The sequence below is a fragment of the Lysobacter stagni genome (assembly GCF_030053425.1).
GTDB classification, from domain to species: domain Bacteria; phylum Pseudomonadota; class Gammaproteobacteria; order Xanthomonadales; family Xanthomonadaceae; genus Lysobacter_J; species Lysobacter_J stagni.
Window position 1 is genome coordinate 2,514,419 of record NZ_JASGBI010000001.1, and the last position, 22,353, is coordinate 2,536,771.

Consider the following 22,353-nt stretch of genomic DNA (forward strand, 5'->3'; position numbering starts at 1 on the left):
CGATGGCCGCCGGGGCCGCCGCCCCTAGGGCTGGCGCTGGGCGCGACGCGGGCCGTGCACGATGAATGACACGATGGCCTCGCGGATCGCCGCGTCGTTGTCCATTCCGCCGTGGCTGGTCGCGCGTGCGACACCGCAACCCGCGCCCCACGTTCCGCCCGGCGACGCGAGCTGGTCCACCAGGCCGCCCCATTCGACGGTCGGCAACGTCGGCACGAGATGGCGTTCCATGCCCATGATGGGCGTGGGTTCCTGGTCTTCGAACGAACGCGAGACCAGGTAAAGCAGCGAGTGGCCGTACGGCTTGCAGGTGTCGTCTGCGCGCTCGGCGGCGTCGGTGAGGTTGGCCACCAGCAGCGGGATGCGGTGCTGCGGCAACAGCGCGCCCAGGTTGCGCTGGAATACGTCCATGCGCACCGCCGGTGCCATCAGGCTGATCGACGCGACTTCCAGCTTCTTGGCAATCGCTCGCGGTGCCAGGTACGAATGCACGATCGCGCCGGCGGAGTGGCCGATGAGGTGCACGCGGATCCGCCGTGGCAGCACGTTGCGCGTGCCCGCATCCTCGAAGGCCTGGAACAGCTGCACCACGCCGGATTCCTCGCTGCCCGACAGCGCATCCGCGTTCTGCTTCATCTCGCCCCACAGCTTGCTGCCGGGCCAGCGCGCCAGGCCTTCCAGGCGTTCGTCGCGCCATTCGTCGATGCGTTCGCGCATGCGGCCCCATCGTCCGCCGGCGGTCTTCTCGTCGTCACCGAACACCGTGTCCTGCAGGATGTTGTTGAAGGTCTTGAGCGCGCCGGTTTCCCACATCAGGAAGATCGGGAACACGCGGTTGGAATACAGATGCGGCACCCAATAGCGCGCCGCCACGGACGCGGCGTTCTCGTCGGTGAGGCCACCGTGCGCGTAGATGGCCACGTCCAGCGTGCCGCTGCGGCCGATCTTCCACAGCTTGCAGGCTTCCACCATCTGGTGCGTCACCAGCAGCTTCACGTCGTCCGGCTGCGTGCGGAAGCGTCCGCGCGGACTGAGCCGGCCGTTGTTCTCCATGTTGATGACGTAGGGGGAGATCTCGTGGTCGGCCAGGTTCGCATCGCGCGAGATGCGCACCGAGCCGGTCGCGTCCGCGCGCAGTCCGGAACTGCGCGCCACCTCGTGGTGGTCCACCGTGACCACGCCCAGCTGCACGACCCAGCAGTCCATGGCGTTGGCCATCCAGTCGTCGTAACTGAGCACCGCCAACCCGTTGCGGCCCCACCCGGTGCCCCAGGAGTTCTGCACGATGAAACCCTGGCGCGTGTAGCCGACGATGGCGAACGCGTGGCCGAGGTCGCGCGCGCTGCGCTCCTCGGGAATCAGCGGCAGCAGGTCCACGCTGGTCGCCGCGCCGTTGTCGGGCATGTCGAGCAGGCTGTCCCAGCCGGCATGGGTGAAGGCGCTGGCATAGACCACGCCCACCTCGGCCAGGGCGATGTGGATGTCGCGGATGTTCTCCGGCTGGATGCGGTAGTAGGCGCCCATCGGACGCATCACTGCGTCCAACCACCAGTCGGTGTCGGGGCGGTTGGTCGCCGCCGGCATGTCCGGCTCGCTCCACAATGCTTCGGAGCTGGCGCCCTGCCGCGACCAGCCCTTCAGGGCGCCGCGCACGGACGACCCCTCATCGCGAAGGTCCGCCGGATCCAGGCGTTGGCCGTCCTCGCGCAGCACGTCGGTGGGCTCCACCCATTCGTCGTAGCGGCGTGCCATGTCGTAGAGCATGTAGCCGGAAATCGGCTCCACCGGCCGGTCACGCGTGGCGGCCAGCAGGTACTCGATCACTGTGGCCAGCGCGAAGCCGGTGCACGCGTTGGAATCGCCCTGGTATTTCACCGGTCGCAGGTTGTTGGGCAGCATCCATTCGCTGGGCGCGATGGCGATGTTGGGCTGGTATTGCCAGTCGCGCAGATCGACCGGATCCGGACGCACGTTGCGACGACGTTCGGGTACGCGCCGACGCGTGGATTCAAGCGGCTGGAAGTCGATCCGGCCGGTCGGCAGTGCCTGTGCGTCGTCCACGCGCACGGCACGCCGGCGCGGTCCCTTCGCCGCGCGTGCGGGCGTTTCGCCGGACTGTGCCAGCCAGTGCCGATAGGCGCTCTCCAGTTTGCCGACGTAGTTGTTCTTCTCGTGCTGCGGTCCGTTGTAGGCGCGCGCGAAGTTCGTCCATGCCTGCACGTTGGGGCCCTGCGGCTTCACCGTGCGCAGCGCGTCGAGGAAACGCTCGCGCGAGATGAACCGCGCGAACAGGTCCAGCTGCCGATCCGCGCTTTCGCATTGCGCCGCGACGAAGGCTTCGACATCGAGCATGCCGCAGTAGCCGTAGTTGAAGCCCATGATCTGGAACATGCCCCAGCTGGCCGACTGCAGCGCCGCCGGCCGGTCCAGCAGGCACGCGGCCTCCAGGCGTTTCCATTCGCCCAGCAGCGAGCCGGAGTACTTCTTCTTGTCCCACTTTGGATAACTGATGCCCGGATGGTCGCGATCGAAGCGCCCGCCGGTGAGGCGGTGGAAGGCATGGCCTTCGAAGAGGATCTTCGGCTTGCTCGGCGCGATGAAGCCGCCGCCCGCCGATTCGACCTGCGCGACCGCGCGCAGCACGGCCTCGCCGATCTGCAGCGAGCGTGCGAGCTCGGCGAATTTCCCCGTCGAAACCTGCGTGGGGTCCGGGGCCGCCGCAGCGGCCGTGCTTGAGGTGCGCGCCATGATCCCTCCTGGGGTGTGGCTCCGCGATTCATGAAAGAGGCGTCGGACATGACAACCAACGCACCCATTCATCCAGACCGGACGCCCGGCGCGAAACTGACTGGCACGGTTGTTGCTGTCTCGCGCGCCTGCGAGCGCCGCCGAGGCGGTTTGCCTACATGAACGGTCACGTCAATGCGTGCATGCGTCAGGCGAGGTCTTCGCGCGATGTTTCTGGACGCGATGGCACCATCGAAAACCCCGCTGAACCCGCTCGTTGAACCAGGAGGTGCACGCATGCGACGTCCGTCACTGTCGATGTTTTCCGATCACCACGCTCCGGCCGGAAGGAGCGCACTGAACACCGCGCTCGGTGTCGCCGCAGCGTTCGCCGCCGGCGCTCTGGTGATGTATCTGCTCGATCCCGTGGCGGGTCGCCGTCGCCGCGCGGTGATGCGGGACCGCAGCGTCGCCATGGGCTACGACGCCGGCCATTTCGTCCAGGGCAAGGGCAAACGTGCGGCCGATCGTGTGAAGGGCGCGCTGGCCCGCACACGCGATCGCCTGTCCAGCACGCCGCTGGACGACGACCTGCTGCACGACCGCATCCGTTCGAGGCTCGGTCGCCTGGTCGATCGTCCCGGCGCGGTCGAAGTGCATGTGCGGGAGGGACGCGTGCAGTTGAAGGGCACGGTTTCGGAGGCCGAATTCCACGACCTCATCCATACGGTGTCCTCGATGCGCGGCGTGACCAACCTGGAAAGCCTGTTGCGCACCGCACCGATGCACGCCTCGCCGCCGTCGCCGTTCAATGCCGGGGCGCCGCATTGATCCCAGGTCCGGGATGAAACCGGTGGCATGCCGCGCGCAGCGTGCGCTGTAATGCCCGTTCCCTCCGCCACAAGGACATGCCATGGAAACCATGGAGCTTCACCGCGGTCGTCTGATCGATCACATCCAACTGGTCGTGCGCGACCTCGATGCAAGCCGGCGCTTCTACGACGCCGCATTCCGGGTGCTGGACGTGCCGCTGGGCGGCAGCGCGGATTCGCACTTCTGGTACGACGAGCTGTTCGTCTCCACCGCCGATGGCCCGGAAGCGCAGGGCCAGCTCACTGGCCGTCACCATCTCGCGTTCCAGGCGAAGGATCGCGCCACGGTCGATGCCTTCCACAAGGCCGTGCTGGCGGCGGGCGGCGTCGACAACGGCGCGCCCGGCGAGCGCATGTACCACCCGGGCTACTACGCGGCGTTCGTGCTGGATCCGGATGGCAACAACATCGAGGCCGTGTTCCACGGCGACGCGGAACGCAGCGCGCCGTCGGTGAAGATCACGTTCTGAGCCGCTGGATGGCGGGGCGCGCGTTCAGCGCGCCTTCGCCGTCGTGCGTGCGTCCAGCACCATGCCGATGAAACGATCCAGCGCATCGCCGCGGTCGATCCAGCGCACGACGATCATCAGGTCGTTGTCCCAGTCCAGGTAGACGATGTTCTGCCCGTTGCCGCGGAAGGTGACGCTGCTTTCCGGCGCGGAGGGCAGGGCCTTGCGACCGGTGTTGAGGAACCAGTTGCAGTAGCCGTATTCGGCATTCGCCGGGCCCGGCGTGCGCGCCTTGTCGATCCACTCGCGCGAGACCAGCTGCTTGCCGTTCCATTGCCCCTGGCGCAGGAACAGATAGCCGAAACGCGCCATGTCCCAGGCATCGATGAACATGCCGCCGCCCCAATGGCCGCCGCCGGAGACGGACTGCATCTTCTGGCCGTCCAGCTCGACCCACGAGTTGCGGTAGCCATGCCAGCGCCAGCGGTTGCTTGCACCGATGGGGTCCATCACCTGTTCGCGCAGCACTTCCGGCAGCGGCCGGCGCCAGACCTGCAACGCAGCCAGCGCGAGCACGTTCACGCGCACGTCGTTGTACATGTAGAAGGTGCCCGGTACGTGGCGCTCACGATTGGGCCACTGCTCCGGCGGGCCCGAGGGACGATCGCCCCAGTCCGGCTTGCCCCACAGCGTGCCCTGCCAGTCGCTGCTCTGGCGCAGCAGGTGTTCCCAGGTGATCGGTGCGTTGTGCCCGGAATCGAACAGGTCCACGTCGCGCGGCATGTAGTCGGCGACGCGGTCGTTGGTGTCGCGGATCAACCCGCGCTGCCAGGCCAGGCCGACGACGGTGCTGAGGAAGGTCTTGGTGACGCTGTGGCTCATGTCGACGCTGCGCGTGTCGCCGAACTCGGCCACCACACGGCCGCGATGCACGATCAGCCCGTTCAGTCCGGCGCGCACGGCGGTCGGTCCGACCTGTCCGTCGAAGAAGGGCTCCTTCGCGCCGAAGCTCTGCGTCAGGGCCACGGACTGGTCGCGCGGCTCCTTGGCCTCATGCGCCTTGGCGAAGTCGATGGCCTGCTGCAGCTTCTGCGGGTCGAAACCGGCCTGTGCGGGCGCAAGGCGTTGCCAGTCGTCGCGCGGCGGAAAGTAGGCGTTGCCGGCGCCCGATGCCCAGGCGGTGGTGGCCAGCGCCAGCCAGAGCAGGGCGACGGCGTGGAGGCGGACGGTCAGGCGCGGAGCGGTCATGGAGGGCGAGCGCGGAGAGGAGGCCGGAGCATAGCCGACGCCCGCCCGTGCGGACCCGGCCACATCTGTCGGTCCACGCGTTGTCGATCCGCGTCGCGGTCGTTCGTCGATCCCACAGGAGTGCGGTTCCACGCCGGAGAGTCCGGCGGCCGCGCGCCGTCCCCCAGGAGGATGTCCATGCGCTTTCTTTCGATGGTCCGCGTCGCCGAGAACACCGGGCAGGTGCCCAGCGAGCGACTGATGAACGAGATGGGGAAACTCATCCAGGAAATGACCGCTGCCGGCGTGCTGCTCGATACCGGTGGGCTGCAGCCTTCGGCCAAGGGCGTGCGGGTGCGCCTGCGCGATGGAAAGATCTCCACCATCGACGGCCCCTTCACCGAGACCAAGGAAGTCATCGGCGGCTACGCGATGCTGAAGGCGGACTCGATGGAAGAGGCGATCGAACACACGCGCCGCTTCCTGCAGGTCCACGGCGACGAATGGAACCTGGACTGCGAAGTGCGCCAGGTCGAGGAGCCGGACTTCTGATGCCGTCGCGCGCGCGCTGGCCGTTGCGGTCAGCGTCGCGCGCGGCGTTCGAACCACTCCAGCAGCGGGCCCGTCATGGCGGTGGTGACCAGCGCCATGATGACCAGCATCGCGAACAGACGGTCGCCGATGAGCCCCAGTTCGTAGCCCAGGTTGAGCACGATCAGCTCCATCAGGCCGCGGGTGTTCATCAGTGCGCCCAGGCGCAGTGCGTCGGTGTTGGGCATGCCCGCGCTGCGTGCCGCCACCCACGTGCCCAGACCCTTGCCCAGAGTCGCCACGGCGATGATGACCAGCGCGAGCAGCAGGTCTTCGGCGCGCCATCCGTCCACGCGAAGGCGCAGGCCGGTCATGGCGAAGAACAGCGGCAGCAGCAGCGAGAGCGCGAACGGTTCCACGCGCTCCTGCAGGACCGCGCGCAGGCGCGCATGGCCCGAGACCGCGATGCCAGCGAGGAAGGCGCCGAACAAGGCATGGATGCCCAGCAGTTCCGTCGCCAGGCTGCAGGCCAGTGCGAACAGCAGCAACGCGATGAGCGCCCGGCCTTCCTGTCCCGCGTGCAGCGTGTGCCGTGAGATGCGCGGGCGCAGCACGGCCAGCACGATCACTGCGAATACCAGCGTGCCCAGCAGGCTCACGGTCGCCATGCCGAAGCCGCGGGACTGCACCATGGCGATGATCACCGCCAGCAGGCACCACGCACTGGCATCGCCCAGCGCCGCGCACGCCACGGCGATGCGGCCCAGTTTCGTGTCGATGATGCCGCGGTCGGCCAGGATGCGCAGCAGCACCGGGAAGGCGGTGATGCTCAGCGACAGGCCCATGAACAGCGCGAAGCTGCCGAAGTTCACGCCGGCCGGCACGTGCTCGCCGCGCAGCGCGAAGGCCAGCAGCACGCCGCACAGGAACGGCAACGCAATGCCCGCATGGCTCACCAGCACGGCAAGCTTGCGTTGACCGTTGAGGCTGGACAGGTCCAGTTCGGCGCCGGCGACAAACAGGAACATCAGCACGCCCAGCTGGCTGATCAACCCCAATGCCCCCAGGGTTTCGGGCGCGAACAGCCAGCCCTGCGCCTGCGGCCATACCGCACCGAACAGCAGCGGCCCCAGCAGCAGGCCCGCGGCCATCTCGCCGATCACCGCCGGCTGGCCGAAGCGGCGCAGCAGCCAGCCCGCGCCTTTGGCGGCCATCAGCACCACCAGCAACTGCATCAGGAAGCGCGACAGCGGCGAGGTCAACGCGCCGTGCGCGGCCTGCGTGCTGTTGGCGGCGACCGCCGCCCCGGGCGCCTGCAGGCGGGAGACCACCAGTGCCACCAGCAGCGGCACGACCACGAGCAACAGATAACGCCAGGGAAACGACGATGCGATGCGGCGCACGAGCGGTTGGTCCACGAGGCGGTTCCGGTCCGGTCGATCTGCGTCCGACTATAGCCGTGTCAGCCCCGGTTGGCGTCCATCCACTGCACCAGCCTTTTCGGTGCCAGGGTGCGGTAGCTGTCGGCGACATGCCGGTCCACGTCGTCCCATTCGGTGCGCGCGTCCAATGCCATGCCGACGATGTCCGGCCACCAGCGAGGCAGGAAGTAGGGCGGCCGCGCGAAGCGGGGCACTTCCGCCGCCGGTCGCGGGGTGCGGAAGGTCAGCACGCACAGTGGGCCATCGGATTCCGCCGCCTTCGCGTAGGCCGGCGGCCAGCCGTCGGCGATCATCACCACGTGTGCGAAGTTCTTCCGGGCGATGCACCAGCGCGTGCCGGTCCATGCCTGCTCCTCGACGACTTCCGGCAGGTCCAGGCAGAACAGGCGGAGCTTGTCGATGAAGACCTGGGGCGGGGAGGGATGCCGGGTCATGGCGACCTGCGAGGCTGAAGCACGGTCCAGAGCGTACGCCTGAACCCGTGGGCCGCGGCCGCCATGCCCCGCGCAGTCGCTATGCTGCGCGCATCGCCACCTGGAGCCCGCCATGGCCACCGACCGTTTCCAGTCCGCCGTCTTCGACGAGTACCTGGCGAAGGCGAACGCGCATGCGGCGAAGTACCTGCGCACCTTGCCCGACCGGCACGTGGGCGCACGCATCACGCGCGACGAACTGCTGGCTGCATTGCACACCTCCTTGCCGACGCTGGGCGACGAGGGTGGCGACGTGATCGACCTGCTGGCCTCGCAGGTGGATCGCGGCGCGGTCGCGTGCAATTCGCCGCGCTATTTCGGCTTCGTGATCGGCGGTGCGTATCCGGTGGCGCTGGCCGCGGACTGGCTGGTGTCGACGTGGGACCAGAACGCCGGCATCTACGCGATCTCGCCGCTGGTCGCGGTGCTGGAGGAAGTCGCCGCGCAGTGGCTGCTGGACCTGTTCGACCTGCCGCGCGAATCCGGCGTGGGTTTCGTCACCGGCTGCCAGATGGCCAACTTCACCTGCCTGGCGGCGGCGCGCCACGCCGTGCTCAAACGCGTGGGCTGGGACGTGGAAGCCGACGGGCTGATGGGCGCGCCGCGCATCAACGTGGTCGCGTCGGCCGAGTCGCACATCACCATCGACGTGGCGCTGCGCTACCTCGGCCTGGGCGCGCGTTCGGCACGGCGGGTCGAAAGCGATGAACAAGGCCGCATGCGTCCGGACCGGCTGCGTGAACTGCTGGCCACACTGGATGGGCCGACCATCGTCTGCGCGCAGGCCGGCAACGTGAACACCGGTGCGTTCGATCCGCTGCGCGAGATCGGTCAGGCCGCGCGCGATCACGGCGCATGGTTGCACGTGGACGGCGCGTTCGGACTGTGGGCGCGTGCCAGCGAACGGCACCGCGCACTGGCCGACGGCATCGAACTGGCCGATTCGTGGGCCACCGACGCGCACAAATGGCTCAACGTGCCCTATGACAGCGGCGTGGCGATGGTTCGCGATGCCGAGGCGCATCGCGCGGCGATGACGTCCACCGCCGCGTACCTTGTACAGACCCGAGGCGAGGAGCGGGACGCGGTGGACTGGGTGCCGGAATTCTCGCGTCGGGCCCGCGGTGTGCCGGTGTACGCGACATTGCGCGCGCTGGGTCGCGACGGCGTGCAGGACCTCATCGACCGCTGCTGCGCGCGTGCGTGGCAGATGGCCGACGCGCTGGCGCGCGAGGAGGGCGTGCGCATCCTCAACGACGTGGTCCTCAACCAGGTGCTGGTGCGCTTCGACAACGATGACGACGTCACCCGCGCGGTCATCGACGGCGTGCAGCGCGAAGGCACCTGCTGGCTGGGCGGGACGACATGGCAGGGGCAGGGCGCGATGCGCATCTCGGTGTCGAACTGGGCCACTACCGAGGACGACGCCGCGCGCAGCGTCGCGGCCATCGTCAAGGTCTTCCGGGCGATGCGGCAGCGCTAGCGCGTCACACGATGCCGAAGGCGTAGAACGCGCCGATCACCACGAATACCGCCGCGGTCTTGATCAGCGTGATCGCGAAGATGTCCTTGTAGGCCTGGCGATGGGTCAGGCCGGTGACGGCCAGCAGCGTGATCACCGCGCCGTTGTGCGGCAGGGTGTCCATGCCGCCGGAGGCCATCGCCGCCACGCGGTGCAGCACCTCCATCGGGATGCCGGATGCGTTGGCGTTGGCGATGAAGGTATCCGCCATGGCCGCTAGCGCAATGCTCATGCCGCCCGACGCCGAGCCGGTGATGCCCGCCAGCGCGGTGACAGTGACGGCCTGGTTGACCAGCGGATTGGGGATGGTGCTCAGCGCGTCGGCCACCACCAGGAAGCCCGGCAGCGCCGCGATCACCGCGCCGAACCCGTACTCGGACGCGGTGTTCATCGCCGCCAGCAACGCGCCGTTGATGGCGGACTTCGTGCCCTCGGCGAAGGAGGCCATCACGGGCTTCCACGCGAACACCAGCACGGTGGCGATGCCGATCAGCAGCGCGCCCTGCACGGCCCACAGCGCGGCGACCTTCGCCACTTCCTGCACGACCGGCGCCGCGGTGCCGATGATGGCCGGATCGAAGCTGTGGCTCTCGCCGTAGAAATGCGGGATGGCGATGGTCAGCACCTTGTTGGCCACGCCCACCAGCACCAGCGGCAGGATGGCGATGGCCGGATGCGCCAGCGATTCGCCCATGAAGGGGGCGGGTTCGTTGACCAGCGCCGTGCCGTAGCCTTCGCCGTTCGCCAGTGCGACGCGGCGGCGCCAGTCCAGATAGAACAGGCCGACAGTGAGGATGAATACACCGCCCAGCGTGCCCAGCCACGGCGCCGCCCAGGTGTTGGTGCCGAAGAACGTGGTGGGGATGATGTTCTGGATCTGCGGCGTGCCGGGCAGTGCGTCCATCGTGAAGGTGAACGCACCCAGCGCGATGGTGCCGGGAATAAGTCGCTTGGGGATGTCGCTCTGGCGGAACAGTTCCGCGGCGAACGGATACACCGCGAACACCACCACGAACAGCGACACGCCGCCGTAGGTCAGCAGTGCGCACACCGCCACGATGGAGAGCATCGCCCGGCCTGCGCCGAACAGGCGGATGGTGGCCGCCACGATCGCCCTGGAAAAACCCGACAGCTCGATCAGCTTGCCGAAGATCGCGCCCAGCAGGAACACGGGGAAGTACAGCTTCAGGAAGCCGACCATCTTGTCCATGAACAGACCGGTGAACATCGGCGCGACCAGCGTCGGGTCGGTCAATAGCACCGCGCCCAGCGCCGCGACCGGCGCGAACAGGATCACGCTGTAGCCGCGGTAGGCCACGAACATCAGGAAACACAGCGCGGCCAGCACGATCAGAAATGCCATGGACGTCCCCGGAACGAAGCGAGCGAGATCGCCATCAGGCTGTCATCCCCGCGCAGGCGGGGATCCAAGTGTCCGGCGTGTCACGCCTTACGGAGGCGGTGATGCATCGGTAAGTTGGATTCCCGCCTTCGCGGGAATGACGGCAGGGGCGATGGGGTCAGTCTCACGATGGCCGCGGCCCCCGGGCATTGTCCGAAGGTACAGCAGCGACCTTTGGACCTGGCGACCTAGTCTTGCCGCAAGACGGGGAGGGGCCCGTCGTCCATTTCGCTCCGGCCGCCGGCCGGTTCGCGGCCAACGATTGGGGGAGGAGCGTTCACATGAACCACCACAAGAGCAGGACCAGCCTCAGCATCGCCATCGCCTTCGCACTGCTGGCTCCGGCCGCGCATGCGCAGGAAGCGGCGACGCAGGACGGCAAGGCCACCAACCTCGGAGCCGTCACGGTGACCGCGCGCAAGCGCGAGGAAACCCTGCAGGAAGTGCCGGTGGCGGTGACCGCCTTCACCGCGCAGGCGCTGGACAAGCTCAACATCGAGGACCTGGGCGACCTGGACGCGCAGGTGCCCAACCTCACCATCTACGCCGCGCGCGGCTCGAGCAGCACCATCACCGCCTACATCCGCGGCGTCGGCCAGTCCGACCCGCTGTGGGGCGTGGACCCGGGTGTGGGCATCTACATGGACGACGTCTACATCGCCCGTCCGCAGGGTGCACTGCTGGACATCTTCGACGCCGAGCGCGTGGAAGTGCTGCGCGGCCCGCAGGGCACGCTCTATGGAAAGAACACCATCGGTGGCGCGATCAAGTACATCTCGCGCGGTCTGCCGGAGAAGGCCGAAGGCCAGGTGTCGGTCACCGTGGGCAGCTACAACCAGCTCGACGTGAAGGCCGCGATGGGTGGCTCGGTCGGCGACGGCGCCCTGCGCGGTCGCCTGGCCGTGGGCAGCTTCAACCGTGACGGTTTCGGCGAGAACCTCTTCAGCGAACAGGACGTCAGCGACAAGGAAATCCTGGCCATGCGTGGCCAGCTGGGTGCGTTCGTCAGCGAGAACCTGGACATCCAGTTCGCCTTCGACTGGATGGACGACCAGTCCGGCGTGCGCGGCGCCAGGATGCTCGCGCCGAACCGCTTCGCACCGGGCTTCGCACCGCTGGACGACCGCTACGACATCCGCAGCGGCATGCCCAACATCAACGACACCGAAATGAAGGGTCTGTCGGCCACGCTGAACTGGCGCGTCAACGAGGACTGGGCGGTCAAGTACATCCTGGCCAAGCGCGAGTCCGACACCGAGACCAACATCGACTTCGACACGCTGCCCAACAAGATCGCCGACGTGAAGGCGTTCTACAGCGACGAACAGGTGACCAACGAACTGCAGGTCAACTACGACGCCGGCGGCCGCAGCCGCGGCGTGGTCGGCGTGTACGCCTTCGACGGCGAAGCCGGCGGCCAGGTGCTCAACAACTTCTTCAATCTGTCGTTCGGCGACACCCAGGGCACCATCTTCACCGACCAGCTCGCGCTGTACGGCGACTGGACGTTCGACCTGACCGACAAGCTCAAGCTCGACGTCGGCGCCCGCTACACGGACGAGCGCAAGCATGCGGTGGTGCTCAACCGCTGTTACACGGATGCCACCTTCAGCACGCTGGCGGTGCGCTGCGCAGCCAACAACCCGACGCCGATCGCGGCGAACTTCGACAAGCGCATCAGCTTCGAGAACACCTCGCCGAAGGTATCGCTGGATTACCAGATCACGCCCGACATCATGGTGTACGGCCTGGCCACGCGTGGCTTCAAGTCCGGTGGCTACAACATCCGTGCGCAGGCCACCGCGGTGCCGCGTTCGGCCGAGCCGTTCGACGACGAATCGGTCGACAGCTACGAAATCGGCACGAAGATGGCGTTCCTCGACCAGATGCTGTTCCTGAACCTGGCCGCGTTCCACAACAAGTACGAAGACATCCAGCTGTCGGTGTTCACCGCCTACGACAGCAACGGCGACGGCGTGGACGACGCGTTCTTCGGCGACTTCACCAATGCCGGTGCGGGCACCGTGCAGGGCGTGGAAGTGGAATACCAGTGGATGCCGACCACGAACTGGCTGATCAGCGGCAACCTGGCCTGGCTGGACGCGAAGTACGACGAGTTCATGTACGCCGGCGTCAACATCGCCGACGAACAGGAGTTCACCAACGCACCGGACTTCTCGGGCGCGGTCAACGTCGAGTACCACACGGACCTGTCCGGCGGCGGCAACCTGTCGGCGCGCGTGGGCTACAGCTACCAGAGCGACGTGGTGGCGACGACCGAGATCGTGCGCACCGGTGCGCAGCCGATCACGCAGGATGGATACGGGCTGGTCAATGCCGGCGTGATCTGGCGCCTGGACGATGCGTGGTCCTTCTCGCTGCAGGGCACCAACCTGACCGACAAGGAATATCGCACCACCGGCTACAACCTCAACGCCGCGCTGGGCGTGCTCACCGGCTTCTACGGCCCGCCGCGCCAGTACACGCTGTCGGTGCGGTACGACTTCTGATGCATCCTGAGCCCCTCTCCCGACGGGAGAGGGGTTGGGGTGAGGGGCAACGAAGGGGACGCAACGATGCGAGGCGGTGCGGTGAGGCGCACGGAACTCCGGCGCCGTCGCTTCGTTCCCCCTCATCCGCCCTGCGGGCACCTTCTCCCGCAGGGAGAAGGAGGATGCCGCGCCATTTCATTGGCTATGCTTCCCTCATGAGCCCCACCGCATGCCCATGCTGAGCTTCACCGCCGTCGCCCTGGCCAGCCTGGCCTGGCTGGCGTTGATGTTCGGCACGGCGCTCTACGCCGAACGGCGGCCCGCGTTGTTCGCGCGGCACTGGCGCCACGTGTATGCGCTGTCGCTGGCGGTGCACTGCACCTCCTGGACGTTCTACGGCACGGTCACGCAGGCGGCGCGCTATGGCTGGCCGCTGCCGCCGACGTTCCTCGGCGCGATCCTGCTGTACGCACTGGGCATCGCCTTCATGGTGAAGCTGGTGCGCCTGTCGCGCGAGACCAACGCCACCTCGCTCGCCGACCTCATCGCCACGCGACTGGGCAAGGACGCATGGTTGGCGGCCACGGTCACGCTGGTCGCGGCGCTGGGCCTGATTCCCTACATCGCGCTGCAGCTGAAGGCCGTGGCGATGAGCGTGGCAATGCTGACCACGCGCAGCGCCGAGGGCGCGGCCGCGCCGGCATGGCAGGACAGCGCGCTGTACGTCGCGCTGGCGATGGCGTTGTTCGCGATGCTGTTCGGCACGCGCCGCGCGAGCGCCGCCGAGCACAACCGCGGACTCGTACTGGCGATGGCGTTCGAGTCGGTGTTCAAGCTGGTCGCGATGCTGACCCTGGGCGCATTCGTCTGGTTCGGGCTGGGCGACCTGCCCGATGTGGCGAGCGTGCCGCCGACCGAACGCGTCGCCGATGGCTTCGCACCGCTGGTGATGCTGGGCGCGTTGGCGATGTTCATCCTGCCGCACCAGTTCCACGTGGGCGTGGTCGAGTGCCGCGACGAGCGCGACGTGCGCACCGCGCGCTGGCAGTTCCCCTTGTACCTGGTGCTGATCGCGCTGCCGGTGCTTCCGCTGGCCACCGCGGGCCAGGCGTTGCTGGGCAATACCGATGTGCCGTCGGACCTGTACGTGCTGGCGTTGCCGCTGTCGCAGGGTCAACACGGGCTGGCGCTGTTCGCGTTCCTGGGCGGGCTCAGCGCCGCCACCGGCATGGTGGTGGTGAGCACGCTCACGCTCAGCCTGATGATCGGCAACCATTGGTTCGCGCCGGGCCTGCTGCGTGGCGCGTGGTCGCGCAACGACGGCAGCGACCTGCGCGGCAGCGTGCTGGCGCTGCGCCGCGGCGGCATCGCGGCGATCATGCTGCTGGCCTGGGCGTATAGCCGCCTGCTGGCCGGCAGCGATGCGCTGGCCGACGTGGGCGCGGTGTCGTTCTCGGCGCTGGCGACGCTGGCGCCGGTGCTCGGCTTCGCCGTATGGCGACCGCAGACGCCGCCGCGCGCGGCGGTGATCGGCGTGGTCGCCGGTTTTGCCGCATGGGCCTGGGTGCTGTTGTTGCCGATGGCACTGGAAGCGCGTGGCGCGCCGCCGTCGTGGATCGATGCCGGGCCGTTCGGCCTGCGCTGGCTTGCACCGGACGGACTGTTCGGCCTGACCGGATGGAGTCGCCTGGGACGCGCGGTGGGCGCCAGCGTGTTCGTCGGTGCGCTGGCCACGGTATTGGCCGCGCTGTGGCGGCGCGAGGCACCGCATGCGGCACGCCGCGGCCTCGACGTCCAGACGCTGCGCGACGCCGGCCTGCGCTTCCTGTCGCGCGAACGCGTGATGCAACTGCTGCACGACGTTCCTACCGTTGGCCCCGTGCCGGCGCCGGTGGAAGCGCGCATCGAACGCGAACTGGCGGCGGTGCTGGGTTCGGCGTCCGCGCGTGTGCTGCTCGATGCCGCACGCCGTGCGACCGGACGCGACCTCGACACCGTCGCGGCGATCGTCGGCGAAGCGTCGGCCGACCTGCGCTTCAACCAGCGCGTGCTGGAAGCGGCGCTGCAGAACATGAGCCAGGGCATCAGCGTGGTCGATGCGGAACTACGCCTGGTCGCATGGAACCGCCGCTACGTGGAACTGTTCGGGTTCCCCGCGGAGTTGCTGCAGGTGGGACGGCCGATCGCCGAACTCTCGCGCTGGGCCTTGCAGCGCCTGCCGCCGCACGGGCGCAGCGAGCGCGAGCTGGAGCGCGCACTGGAACGCCGCCTGGCGTTCATGCGCGCCGGCACGCTGCACCTGTCCGAGCGCGTGCTGCCCGACGGCAGCATCATCGAGATCCGTGGCAACCCGATGCCCGGCGGTGGTTTCGTCGCGACCTTCACCGACGTGACCGCGTTCCGTCGCGCCGAGGCGGGCCTGATCATGGCCAACGAAACGCTGGAGCAACGCGTCGTCGAGCGCACGACCGATCTGGAAATCGCCAAGCGCGAGGCCGAGCGCGCGAACGAAGCCAAGAGCCGCTTCCTCGCCGCCATCGGCCACGACCTGATGCAACCGCTGCACGCAGCGCAGTTGTTCGCCGATTCGCTGAGCCAGCAGCTGCACGATCCGCACCAGCGCGGGACGGTAGCGCAGATCGGCGGCGCGCTGGATTCCACGCACGATCTGCTCGCCGGCCTGCTCGATATGTCGCGACTGGAAGCCGGCGGCCTGGTACCGCAGCCGCGCGCATTCCCGCTGGCCGACGTGCTGGAGCCGCTGGCGTCGGAGTTCCGGGCGATCTCCGCCGCGCGCGGGCTGCGATTCCGCTTCGTGCCCACGCGCGCGTGGGTGCACACCGATCCTCAACTTCTGCGCCGCGTGCTGCAGAACTTCCTCGCCAACGCGGTGCGCTACACGCAGGACGGTGGCGTGCTGCTCGGTGTTCGTCGCGACGGCAGCGGCGTGCGCATCGAAGTGCACGACACCGGGCCGGGTATTCCGCATGACCAGCAGGCGACGATCTTCGAGGAATTCCGTCGAGGCGAGGATGCGCCGGGGCAGGGGCTTGGGCTGGGCCTGTCGATCGCCGAACGCATCGCGCAACTGCTGCACGCACCGCTTGCACTGCGCAGTCGCATGGGCGTGGGCACCGCGTTCTGCGTGCGCGTCGAACAGGCGCCGCGCCCGGCCAGTGCGCCGCATGCGCAATCTGTGCGCGAGGGTCAGGCGCTGCGCGTGCTGCTGGTCGACAACGACCCGCTGGCGATGGACGCGCTGGCTGGCGTGCTGCAGCGCTGGGGGTACGAGGTCGTCACCGCGCTGGACGGCATCGAGGCCGAAGCCGCGCTGCATCGCGCCGACGCCGCGCTGTGGCTGTTCGATTACCACCTCGACGACGGCGACACCGGCGTGTTGCTTGCGCAGCGACTGTCCGATCAGTTCGGCGCGCGGCCGACGCTGATCCTCAGTGCCGACCGCGGCGAAGACGTGCGCCGCGCCGTGCACGAGGCGGGCCTGTCGCTACTGGCCAAACCGGTCAAGCCGCTGGCGTTGAAGTCGGTGCTGGATCGCGTGCTTGCGGCGCGGGAACTGGAGTTGAGCTGACGCATCGCGTCGCCCGAGTGAACGGGCCGTTCGTCAGGACGCGAGTTGCCGCGCAGGATCGGCCAGTTCCAGCTCGCGCAGCACCACGCTGGCCTGCGTGCGGTTGCGCACGCCCAGGCGTTCGAAGATGGCCGACAGATGCGCCTTCACCGTGCGTTCCTGCACGTCCAGGCGGTCGGCGATCTGCTTGTTGAGCAGACCCTGCGCGACCAGCGTGAGCACGCGGAACTGCTGCGGCGACAGGCTGGCCAGGCGCGCGGCGAGGTCGGCATCGCCGCTGTCGCTCTGCGTACGCGCCACGGCGGCGCGCAACGAGGAAGGCAGCCACTGCTCGCAGCCCAGCACGGCGCGGATGGCATCGCGCAGTTCGTCCAGGCCCGCACTCTTGGGCAGATAGCCGGCGGCACCGTGGTCGAGCGCACGCCGCACCACGCGCGGATCGTCGTTGGCCGACACCACCACCACGGCGACCCCGGGAAACTGCGCGCGGATCGCGGCCAGGCCGGCCAGGCCGTGGTTGCCGGGCATGTGCAGGTCCAGCAGGACCAGGTCCACGCCCGGGTCGGCGTCCAATGCGACCAGCACCGCGTCGAGATGGCCGGCCTCGTGGATCTCCGCGTCCGCCACGGCTTCCTTCGCCGCCTGTCGCAACGCGGCGCGGAACAGCGGGTGGTCGTCGGCGATCAGCAGGGTCGGCATGCACGCAGCCTACCAAGCCGCGCCGACCGCGACACGGGGCGCGACCCGGACGAAAGTACGATGGGCGCCGCCGATGGCCTTGCTAGGCTCGCGGCATGAACCGTCCCTCGATCCGTATTGCCGCCGTCGGCGCGATGCTTGCGCTCGCCGCCTGCGCCACCACCAGCCGCACCCAGGAGCCTGCGCCGATGTTCTCCGCACCGCGCACGACCGAGCACCGCGGCGACGACGATCTGCTGACGGCTGGCCTGGGCCTGGCAGGCCTGCGCGCGATGGCGCCGCCCGCGTTCGCCGATGCGGAACATCCCACGCCGCAGGAACTGCGCCGCCGCGCGTTGTGGAGCAACTGGCGCGGCATCGCCGATCTCGCGCCGGGCGGCGGCTTCGGCGAGTTGTATGGCAGCGCGAATGCAGTGCCCGGTCGAGAGTTCAGTGCCTTCGCCACCGTGCCCGGCGCGAAGTCGGCGCACCGCGTGCTGGTGCAGGTGCCCGATGCGTTCGATGCGGGCAAGCGCTGCGTGGTGGTCACGGCCTCGTCGGGATCGCGCGGTATCTACGGGGCGATCGCCGTGGCCGGCGCGTGGGGCCTGCCGAAGGGGTGCGCGGTGGCGTACACCGACAAGGGCGCGGGCACGGACTACTTCGATCTCGATGCCGGAAAGGGCGTGCGCGCCGACGGCACCGTGGCCGCGCGCGGCGAGGGCCTGGCGTTCGAGCCGGGCACGCCGGCCGCGACGGGCGTGGCGTTCAAGCATGCGCATTCGCAGGACAACCCCGAGGCCGACTGGGGCCGGCACGTGAAGCAGGCGGCGCAGTTCGCGCTGCAGTCTCTCGACGCCGCCTTCCCGCAGGCTGCGCCCTTCACCTTCGACAACACCCGCGTCATCGCGGTGGGCATCTCCAACGGTGGCGGCGCGGTGCTGCGCGCGGCGGAGCAGGATGCGGACTGGCTGGACGCGGTGGTCGCCGGCGAGCCGAACGTGTACGGCCCGGGCGAAGGCGGCCGCGCCCTCTACGACTACACCACCGAAGCCGCGCTGCTCATGCCGTGCGCGCTGCTGCACCTGCAGAACCTGCCGCAGCCGCCGCTGACGGCGCAGTCGGCGCCGCTGTGGACGCAGCGGTGCGTGGCCTTGAAGGAAGCGGGCCTCATCGACGGCGCGGACACCGCCGCGCAGGCGCGCGCCGCGTACGAGGCATTGAAGGCCAACGGCTGGACCGATGATGCGCTGCGCGCCGGTGCGCTGTCGGTGGGTTTCGACCTGTGGCGCGCGGTGGCGGTGACCTATGCATCCGCCTACGGGCGCTACGGCTTCGGCGAGTTGCCGTGCGGCAACCGCTATTCGGCGCTGGGCGCGGATTTCGCGCCGCGGCCTGCCACGGCCGTCGAACGCGCCGCGTGGTGGTCCGACGCCAGCGGCATCCCGCCGGGCGCCGGCGTGCACATCGTAGAACCGAATCCGGCCGCGCCGCTCACCACCCTGCGTTGCCTGCGCGGGCTGTGGACGGGCGACGACACCGACGCGCGCCGCGTCAGGAGCGGTATCGCGCAGACCCGCGCCGGCCTGCCGCGCAAGGGATTGCCGGTGGTGGTGATCCACGGCACCGACGACGGCCTGATCCCGCCGGCCTTCAGCAGCATGCCCTATGTGCGCCAGGCGCAGTCGGCCGGCCGCGACGTGCGTTACTGGCAGGTGCGTCACGCGCAGCACTTCGATGCGTTCCTCGGCTTGCCGGACTACGGTGCGCGCTACGTTCCGCTGCTGCCGTACGTGTACGCGGCGCTCGACCGTGTCGACGCTCACCTCGACGGCGCCGTGGCGCTTCCGGGCGATGCGGTGATCGCCACCACGCCGCGCGGGGCGGGGCAGGCACTGAAGGCGGAAAACCTCGCGCTGCCGAAGTAATCGCGTTTCGAACCCCGGCAAGGTGCCCGAACGAGACGGTCGTTCGTTGTCCTTTCCTTCTCCCCTTGCGGGAGAAGGTGCCCGAAGGGCGGAAGAGGGGGCTCTTGCCCGCTTCACGTCCGTTTTGGCACGCTGGCGGTTTGACGGATCCGGAGTCCCGCATGAAGCGCCACTTTTCGATGCTGCGGGAGTTCCACCTCGCCGACTGGTTCACGCTGGCCAACGCCTTCTGCGGCACGGGGGCGATCTTCGCGGCCATGCGCTTCCTGCAGGACGGTGTGGTCAGGGACCTGCTCATCGGCATGGCGCTGATCCCGCTGGCCTTCATCTTCGACGCGATCGACGGGCGCGTGGCGCGCTGGCGCAACTCCGCCTCCACGCTGGGCCGCGAGCTGGATTCGCTGGCGGACGTGATCTCCTTCGGCGTCGCCCCTGCGGCACTGGCCTACGCCTGCGGCCTGCAGGGCGGTTGGGACTGGATCGTGCTCAGCTACTTCGTCGGCTGTGGCGTGAGCCGACTGGCGCGATACAACGTCACTGCCGAGGCGCTGTCCGGCGGCGGCGACAAGGTGAAGTACTTCGAGGGCACGCCGATACCGACCAGCCTGGCGCTGGTGATCGTGCTGGCGATCGCGGCATGGCAGGGGGCCATCGGGCCGGACCTGTGGCTGGGCATGCTCCAGCTGGGTCCGTGGCAGTTCCATCCGCTGGTGCTGATGTTCGCGCTGTCGGGCTCGCTGATGATCAGCAAGACGCTGCGCATCCCCAAGCCCTGAAGCCGCCGTCGCGGCACCGAAACACCGCATTGGTACCATGGCCGCCTTGACCGGAGGCGGCGATGGCGATGCAGGGCGTGGACGATTTCGAAGCGTGGACCCGGCGGTACTGGAACGCATGGGGCGAGACCCTGCGTTCGACGCAGCACGTCGACGCACCGCCCATGCCCGGATGGAACGACGCCATGAACTGGTGGTCGCACCTGGCGCGCGGCGGCGTGCCGCAGGGCGATGAGGCCGTCTCGCGGTTCAACGCGCAGGCGCAGGGCTGGTTCGGGCAGATGCAGCAATTGGCGGCGCAGTTCGCCGGCCGTCCCGCCAGCGCGGCCGATATCGCCGCGGCGTGGAAGCAGGCACTGGGTGGCGACGCGGCCAATCCGTTCGCACAGATGCTGGGCATGATGCCGGGCCAGGCGAACCTGGACGCCTCGCAATGGATCGAGTCGTTCGCGCCACTGATGCAGGCGTGGCAGCGCGACGGACGTTCGTGGCTGGGCCTGCCGGCGTTCGGTTTCGCACGCGAACACCAGGAACGCTGGCAACACCTCGCGCAGGCGCAGGTCGACGTGCAGGAACAAAGCCAGGCCTACCAGACCCTGCTGGCGGAAGCGGCGCAGGACGCCTTCGTGCGGTTCGAACGCAAGCTGGAACAGCGCAGCGCGCCGGGACGCCAGGTCGATTCCGTACGCGGCCTGTTCGACCTGTGGATCGACGCGGCCGAGGAGTCCTACGCCGACATCGCGTTGTCGCCGCGTTTCCGCGATGCCTATGCGGCGATGGTGAACGCACAGATGACCCTGCGCGGACGCCTGCAGAAGGAAGTCGAGCAGATGTGCGTGCAGTGCGGCATGCCGACGCGCACCGAAGTGGACTCGGCGCATCGCAAGATCGTCGAGCTGGAGCGCGAACTGCGCCGCCTGCGTGATCGGATGGACATGCCGGCGCACTCCGCCGCTGCGCGGGCCGAGCCGGCTGCGCCATCTCCTGCACGCGCAGCGACTCCCAGGCGCGCGGCTGCGCCCGCGACGAAGCGCGCGGCCGCAGTGCACAAACCGGCCAAGGCCACGAAGGCCACGAAGCCTACGAAGGCTACGAAGGCCACGAAGCCAGCAACGAAGAAGGCAGGGAAGCGCTGATGGACGGATTCGGCCCGCTGGGCTTCACCCCCGAATCGCTGGCGCAGGAATCCCTGCGCTTCCAATCCAAGCTGCGTGCAGGACTGGACACGCTGCACCAGGTGCACGACATCGACTACGGCGCGACCGCACGCGAGGAAGTCTGGCGCGACGGCAAGGTCGTGCTGTACCGCTTCCGCGGCGAACGGGCGCCGACGGCGAAGGTGCCGCTGCTGATCGTGTATGCGCTGGTGAACCGGCCGTACATGGTGGACCTGCAGGGCGACAAGTCGATCGTGCGCGGCCTGCTGGAGCGGGGCGAGGACGTCTATGTGCTCGATTGGGGCTACCCGGACCGCTCCGACCGCTACCTCGAACTGGAGGACTACATCCAGCGCTACATCGGCGGCGCGGTGGATCACCTGCGTCGCGAGTACCGCATGGAGGAGGTCAACCTGCTCGGCATCTGCCAGGGCGGCGCGTTCTCGCTGTGCTATGCCGCGTTGAACACCCACAAGGTGCGCAACCTGGTGACGATGGTGACGCCGGTGGATTTCCACACCGCCGACAACATGCTGGCCAACTGGACGCGCGGACTGGACGTGGACCTGTTCGTCGACACGCTGGGCAACGTGCCGGCCGATGTCATGAACTGGTGCTACCTCACGCTCAAGCCGTGGCGATTGTTCGTGCAGAAATACGTCGGGCTGGTCGACGTGCTGGACGACGCCAAGGCGCTGGAGGATTTCCTGCGCATGGAGAAATGGATCTTCGATTCGCCCGACCAGGCGGGCGAGGCGTTCCGGCAGTTCGTGAAGCAGTTCTACCAGGGCAATGGATTCATCAAGGGCGGGGTCGACATCGGCGGACGCACGGTAGACCTGCGCAACCTCGACATGCCGGTGCTCAACATCTACGCCGAACAGGATCATCTGGTACCGCCGTCCTCGTCGAAGGCACTCGCCGGGCTGGTCGGCACGGACGATTACAGTGAAGTCTCGTTCAAGGGTGGGCATATCGGAATCTACGTCTCCAGTCGCGCGCAGCGCGAGGTGCCCATGGCCATTCACGACTGGCTGTCGCAACGTTCGCGTTGATGCAAGCGCGCGATGATTCCGCGCGCAATGTGA

The 22,353-nt window shown here is 68.5% G+C and carries 16 protein-coding genes; 10 read left to right on the plus strand and 6 right to left on the minus strand.

Translation table 11 applies throughout. From position 1 onward, the window contains the following. Positions 1-24: 24 nt before the first annotated feature. Positions 25-2,748, minus strand: coding sequence for an N-acetylmuramidase domain-containing protein (locus tag QLQ15_RS11735; protein WP_283212955.1), 2,724 nt, complete (start codon positions 2,746-2,748; stop codon positions 25-27). Positions 2,749-3,024: 276 nt separating this feature from the next. Here QLQ15_RS11735 and QLQ15_RS11740 point away from each other — a divergent pair, with 276 nt between their 5' ends. Together QLQ15_RS11740 and QLQ15_RS11745 are read left to right on the plus strand one after the other, a co-directional pair. Further along, complete coding sequence (locus QLQ15_RS11740; protein WP_283212956.1) at positions 3,025-3,558, plus strand: BON domain-containing protein; 534 nt, start codon at positions 3,025-3,027, stop codon at positions 3,556-3,558. A gap of 82 nt (positions 3,559-3,640) precedes the next feature. Continuing rightward, complete coding sequence (locus QLQ15_RS11745; RefSeq protein WP_283212957.1) at positions 3,641-4,069, plus strand: VOC family protein; 429 nt, start codon at positions 3,641-3,643, stop codon at positions 4,067-4,069. A 24-nt stretch (positions 4,070-4,093) separates the two neighbouring features. Here QLQ15_RS11745 and QLQ15_RS11750 read toward each other — a convergent pair whose 3' ends face one another. Further along, positions 4,094-5,296: a serine hydrolase domain-containing protein gene (locus QLQ15_RS11750; protein WP_283212958.1), complete on the minus strand. Its 1,203-nt coding sequence runs from the start codon at positions 5,294-5,296 to the stop codon at positions 4,094-4,096. A 177-nt stretch (positions 5,297-5,473) separates the two neighbouring features. Between QLQ15_RS11750 and QLQ15_RS11755 the strand changes: the two genes are divergently transcribed. Further along, positions 5,474-5,827 (plus strand): YciI family protein, encoded by a 354-nt coding sequence (locus tag QLQ15_RS11755; protein WP_283212959.1) that lies wholly within the window; start codon positions 5,474-5,476, stop codon positions 5,825-5,827. A 29-nt stretch (positions 5,828-5,856) separates the two neighbouring features. Here the strand turns inward: QLQ15_RS11755 and QLQ15_RS11760 are convergent, their stop codons facing one another. Both QLQ15_RS11760 and QLQ15_RS11765 read right to left on the minus strand, forming a co-directional pair. Beyond that, positions 5,857-7,224 (minus strand): cation:proton antiporter domain-containing protein, encoded by a 1,368-nt coding sequence (locus QLQ15_RS11760; protein ID WP_283212960.1) that lies wholly within the window; start codon positions 7,222-7,224, stop codon positions 5,857-5,859. Between the two features lie 44 nt (positions 7,225-7,268). Next, a complete protein-coding gene (locus QLQ15_RS11765; protein ID WP_283212961.1) occupies positions 7,269-7,682 on the minus strand; it encodes a hypothetical protein in 414 nt (137 codons plus the stop codon). Positions 7,683-7,794: 112 nt separating this feature from the next. On the opposite strand from QLQ15_RS11765, the gene QLQ15_RS11770 reads away from it, so the two are divergent. After that, entirely contained in the window at positions 7,795-9,204 is a 1,410-nt protein-coding gene (locus QLQ15_RS11770) for a pyridoxal phosphate-dependent decarboxylase family protein (RefSeq protein WP_283212962.1), read from the plus strand. Positions 9,205-9,208: 4 nt separating this feature from the next. Here QLQ15_RS11770 and QLQ15_RS11775 read toward each other — a convergent pair whose 3' ends face one another. Beyond that, positions 9,209-10,606 (minus strand): GntP family permease, encoded by a 1,398-nt coding sequence (locus QLQ15_RS11775; RefSeq protein WP_283212963.1) that lies wholly within the window; start codon positions 10,604-10,606, stop codon positions 9,209-9,211. 320 nt (positions 10,607-10,926) lie between these two features. Between QLQ15_RS11775 and QLQ15_RS11780 the strand changes: the two genes are divergently transcribed. Next, the gene (locus QLQ15_RS11780) at positions 10,927-13,155 is read left to right on the plus strand and encodes a TonB-dependent receptor (RefSeq protein ID WP_283212964.1); all 2,229 of its coding nucleotides are present in this window, start codon (positions 10,927-10,929) and stop codon (positions 13,153-13,155) included. 217 nt (positions 13,156-13,372) lie between these two features. Then, on the plus strand, positions 13,373-16,726 hold the full coding sequence (locus QLQ15_RS11785; RefSeq protein WP_283214006.1) for a hybrid sensor histidine kinase/response regulator: 3,354 nt from the start codon (positions 13,373-13,375) through the stop codon (positions 16,724-16,726). Positions 16,727-16,759: 33 nt separating this feature from the next. Here QLQ15_RS11785 and QLQ15_RS11790 read toward each other — a convergent pair whose 3' ends face one another. Further along, entirely contained in the window at positions 16,760-17,425 is a 666-nt protein-coding gene (locus QLQ15_RS11790) for a response regulator (RefSeq protein ID WP_283212965.1), read from the minus strand. A gap of 95 nt (positions 17,426-17,520) precedes the next feature. On the opposite strand from QLQ15_RS11790, the gene QLQ15_RS11795 reads away from it, so the two are divergent. The 4 genes from QLQ15_RS11795 to QLQ15_RS11810 all read left to right on the plus strand — a co-directional run bounded on the left by QLQ15_RS11795 (position 17,521) and on the right by QLQ15_RS11810 (position 22,320). Next, positions 17,521-19,332: a 3-hydroxybutyrate oligomer hydrolase family protein gene (locus tag QLQ15_RS11795; RefSeq protein ID WP_283212966.1), complete on the plus strand. Its 1,812-nt coding sequence runs from the start codon at positions 17,521-17,523 to the stop codon at positions 19,330-19,332. Positions 19,333-19,493: 161 nt separating this feature from the next. Continuing rightward, on the plus strand, positions 19,494-20,108 hold the full coding sequence (locus tag QLQ15_RS11800) for a CDP-alcohol phosphatidyltransferase family protein (RefSeq protein ID WP_283212967.1): 615 nt from the start codon (positions 19,494-19,496) through the stop codon (positions 20,106-20,108). Positions 20,109-20,170: 62 nt separating this feature from the next. Continuing rightward, the gene (phaE, locus tag QLQ15_RS11805) at positions 20,171-21,244 is read left to right on the plus strand and encodes a class III poly(R)-hydroxyalkanoic acid synthase subunit PhaE (protein ID WP_283212968.1); all 1,074 of its coding nucleotides are present in this window, start codon (positions 20,171-20,173) and stop codon (positions 21,242-21,244) included. After that, entirely contained in the window at positions 21,244-22,320 is a 1,077-nt protein-coding gene (locus QLQ15_RS11810) for a class III poly(R)-hydroxyalkanoic acid synthase subunit PhaC (protein WP_283212969.1), read from the plus strand. Before phaE ends, QLQ15_RS11810 begins: the two co-directional genes overlap by 1 nt. Positions 22,321-22,353 lie beyond the last annotated feature (33 nt).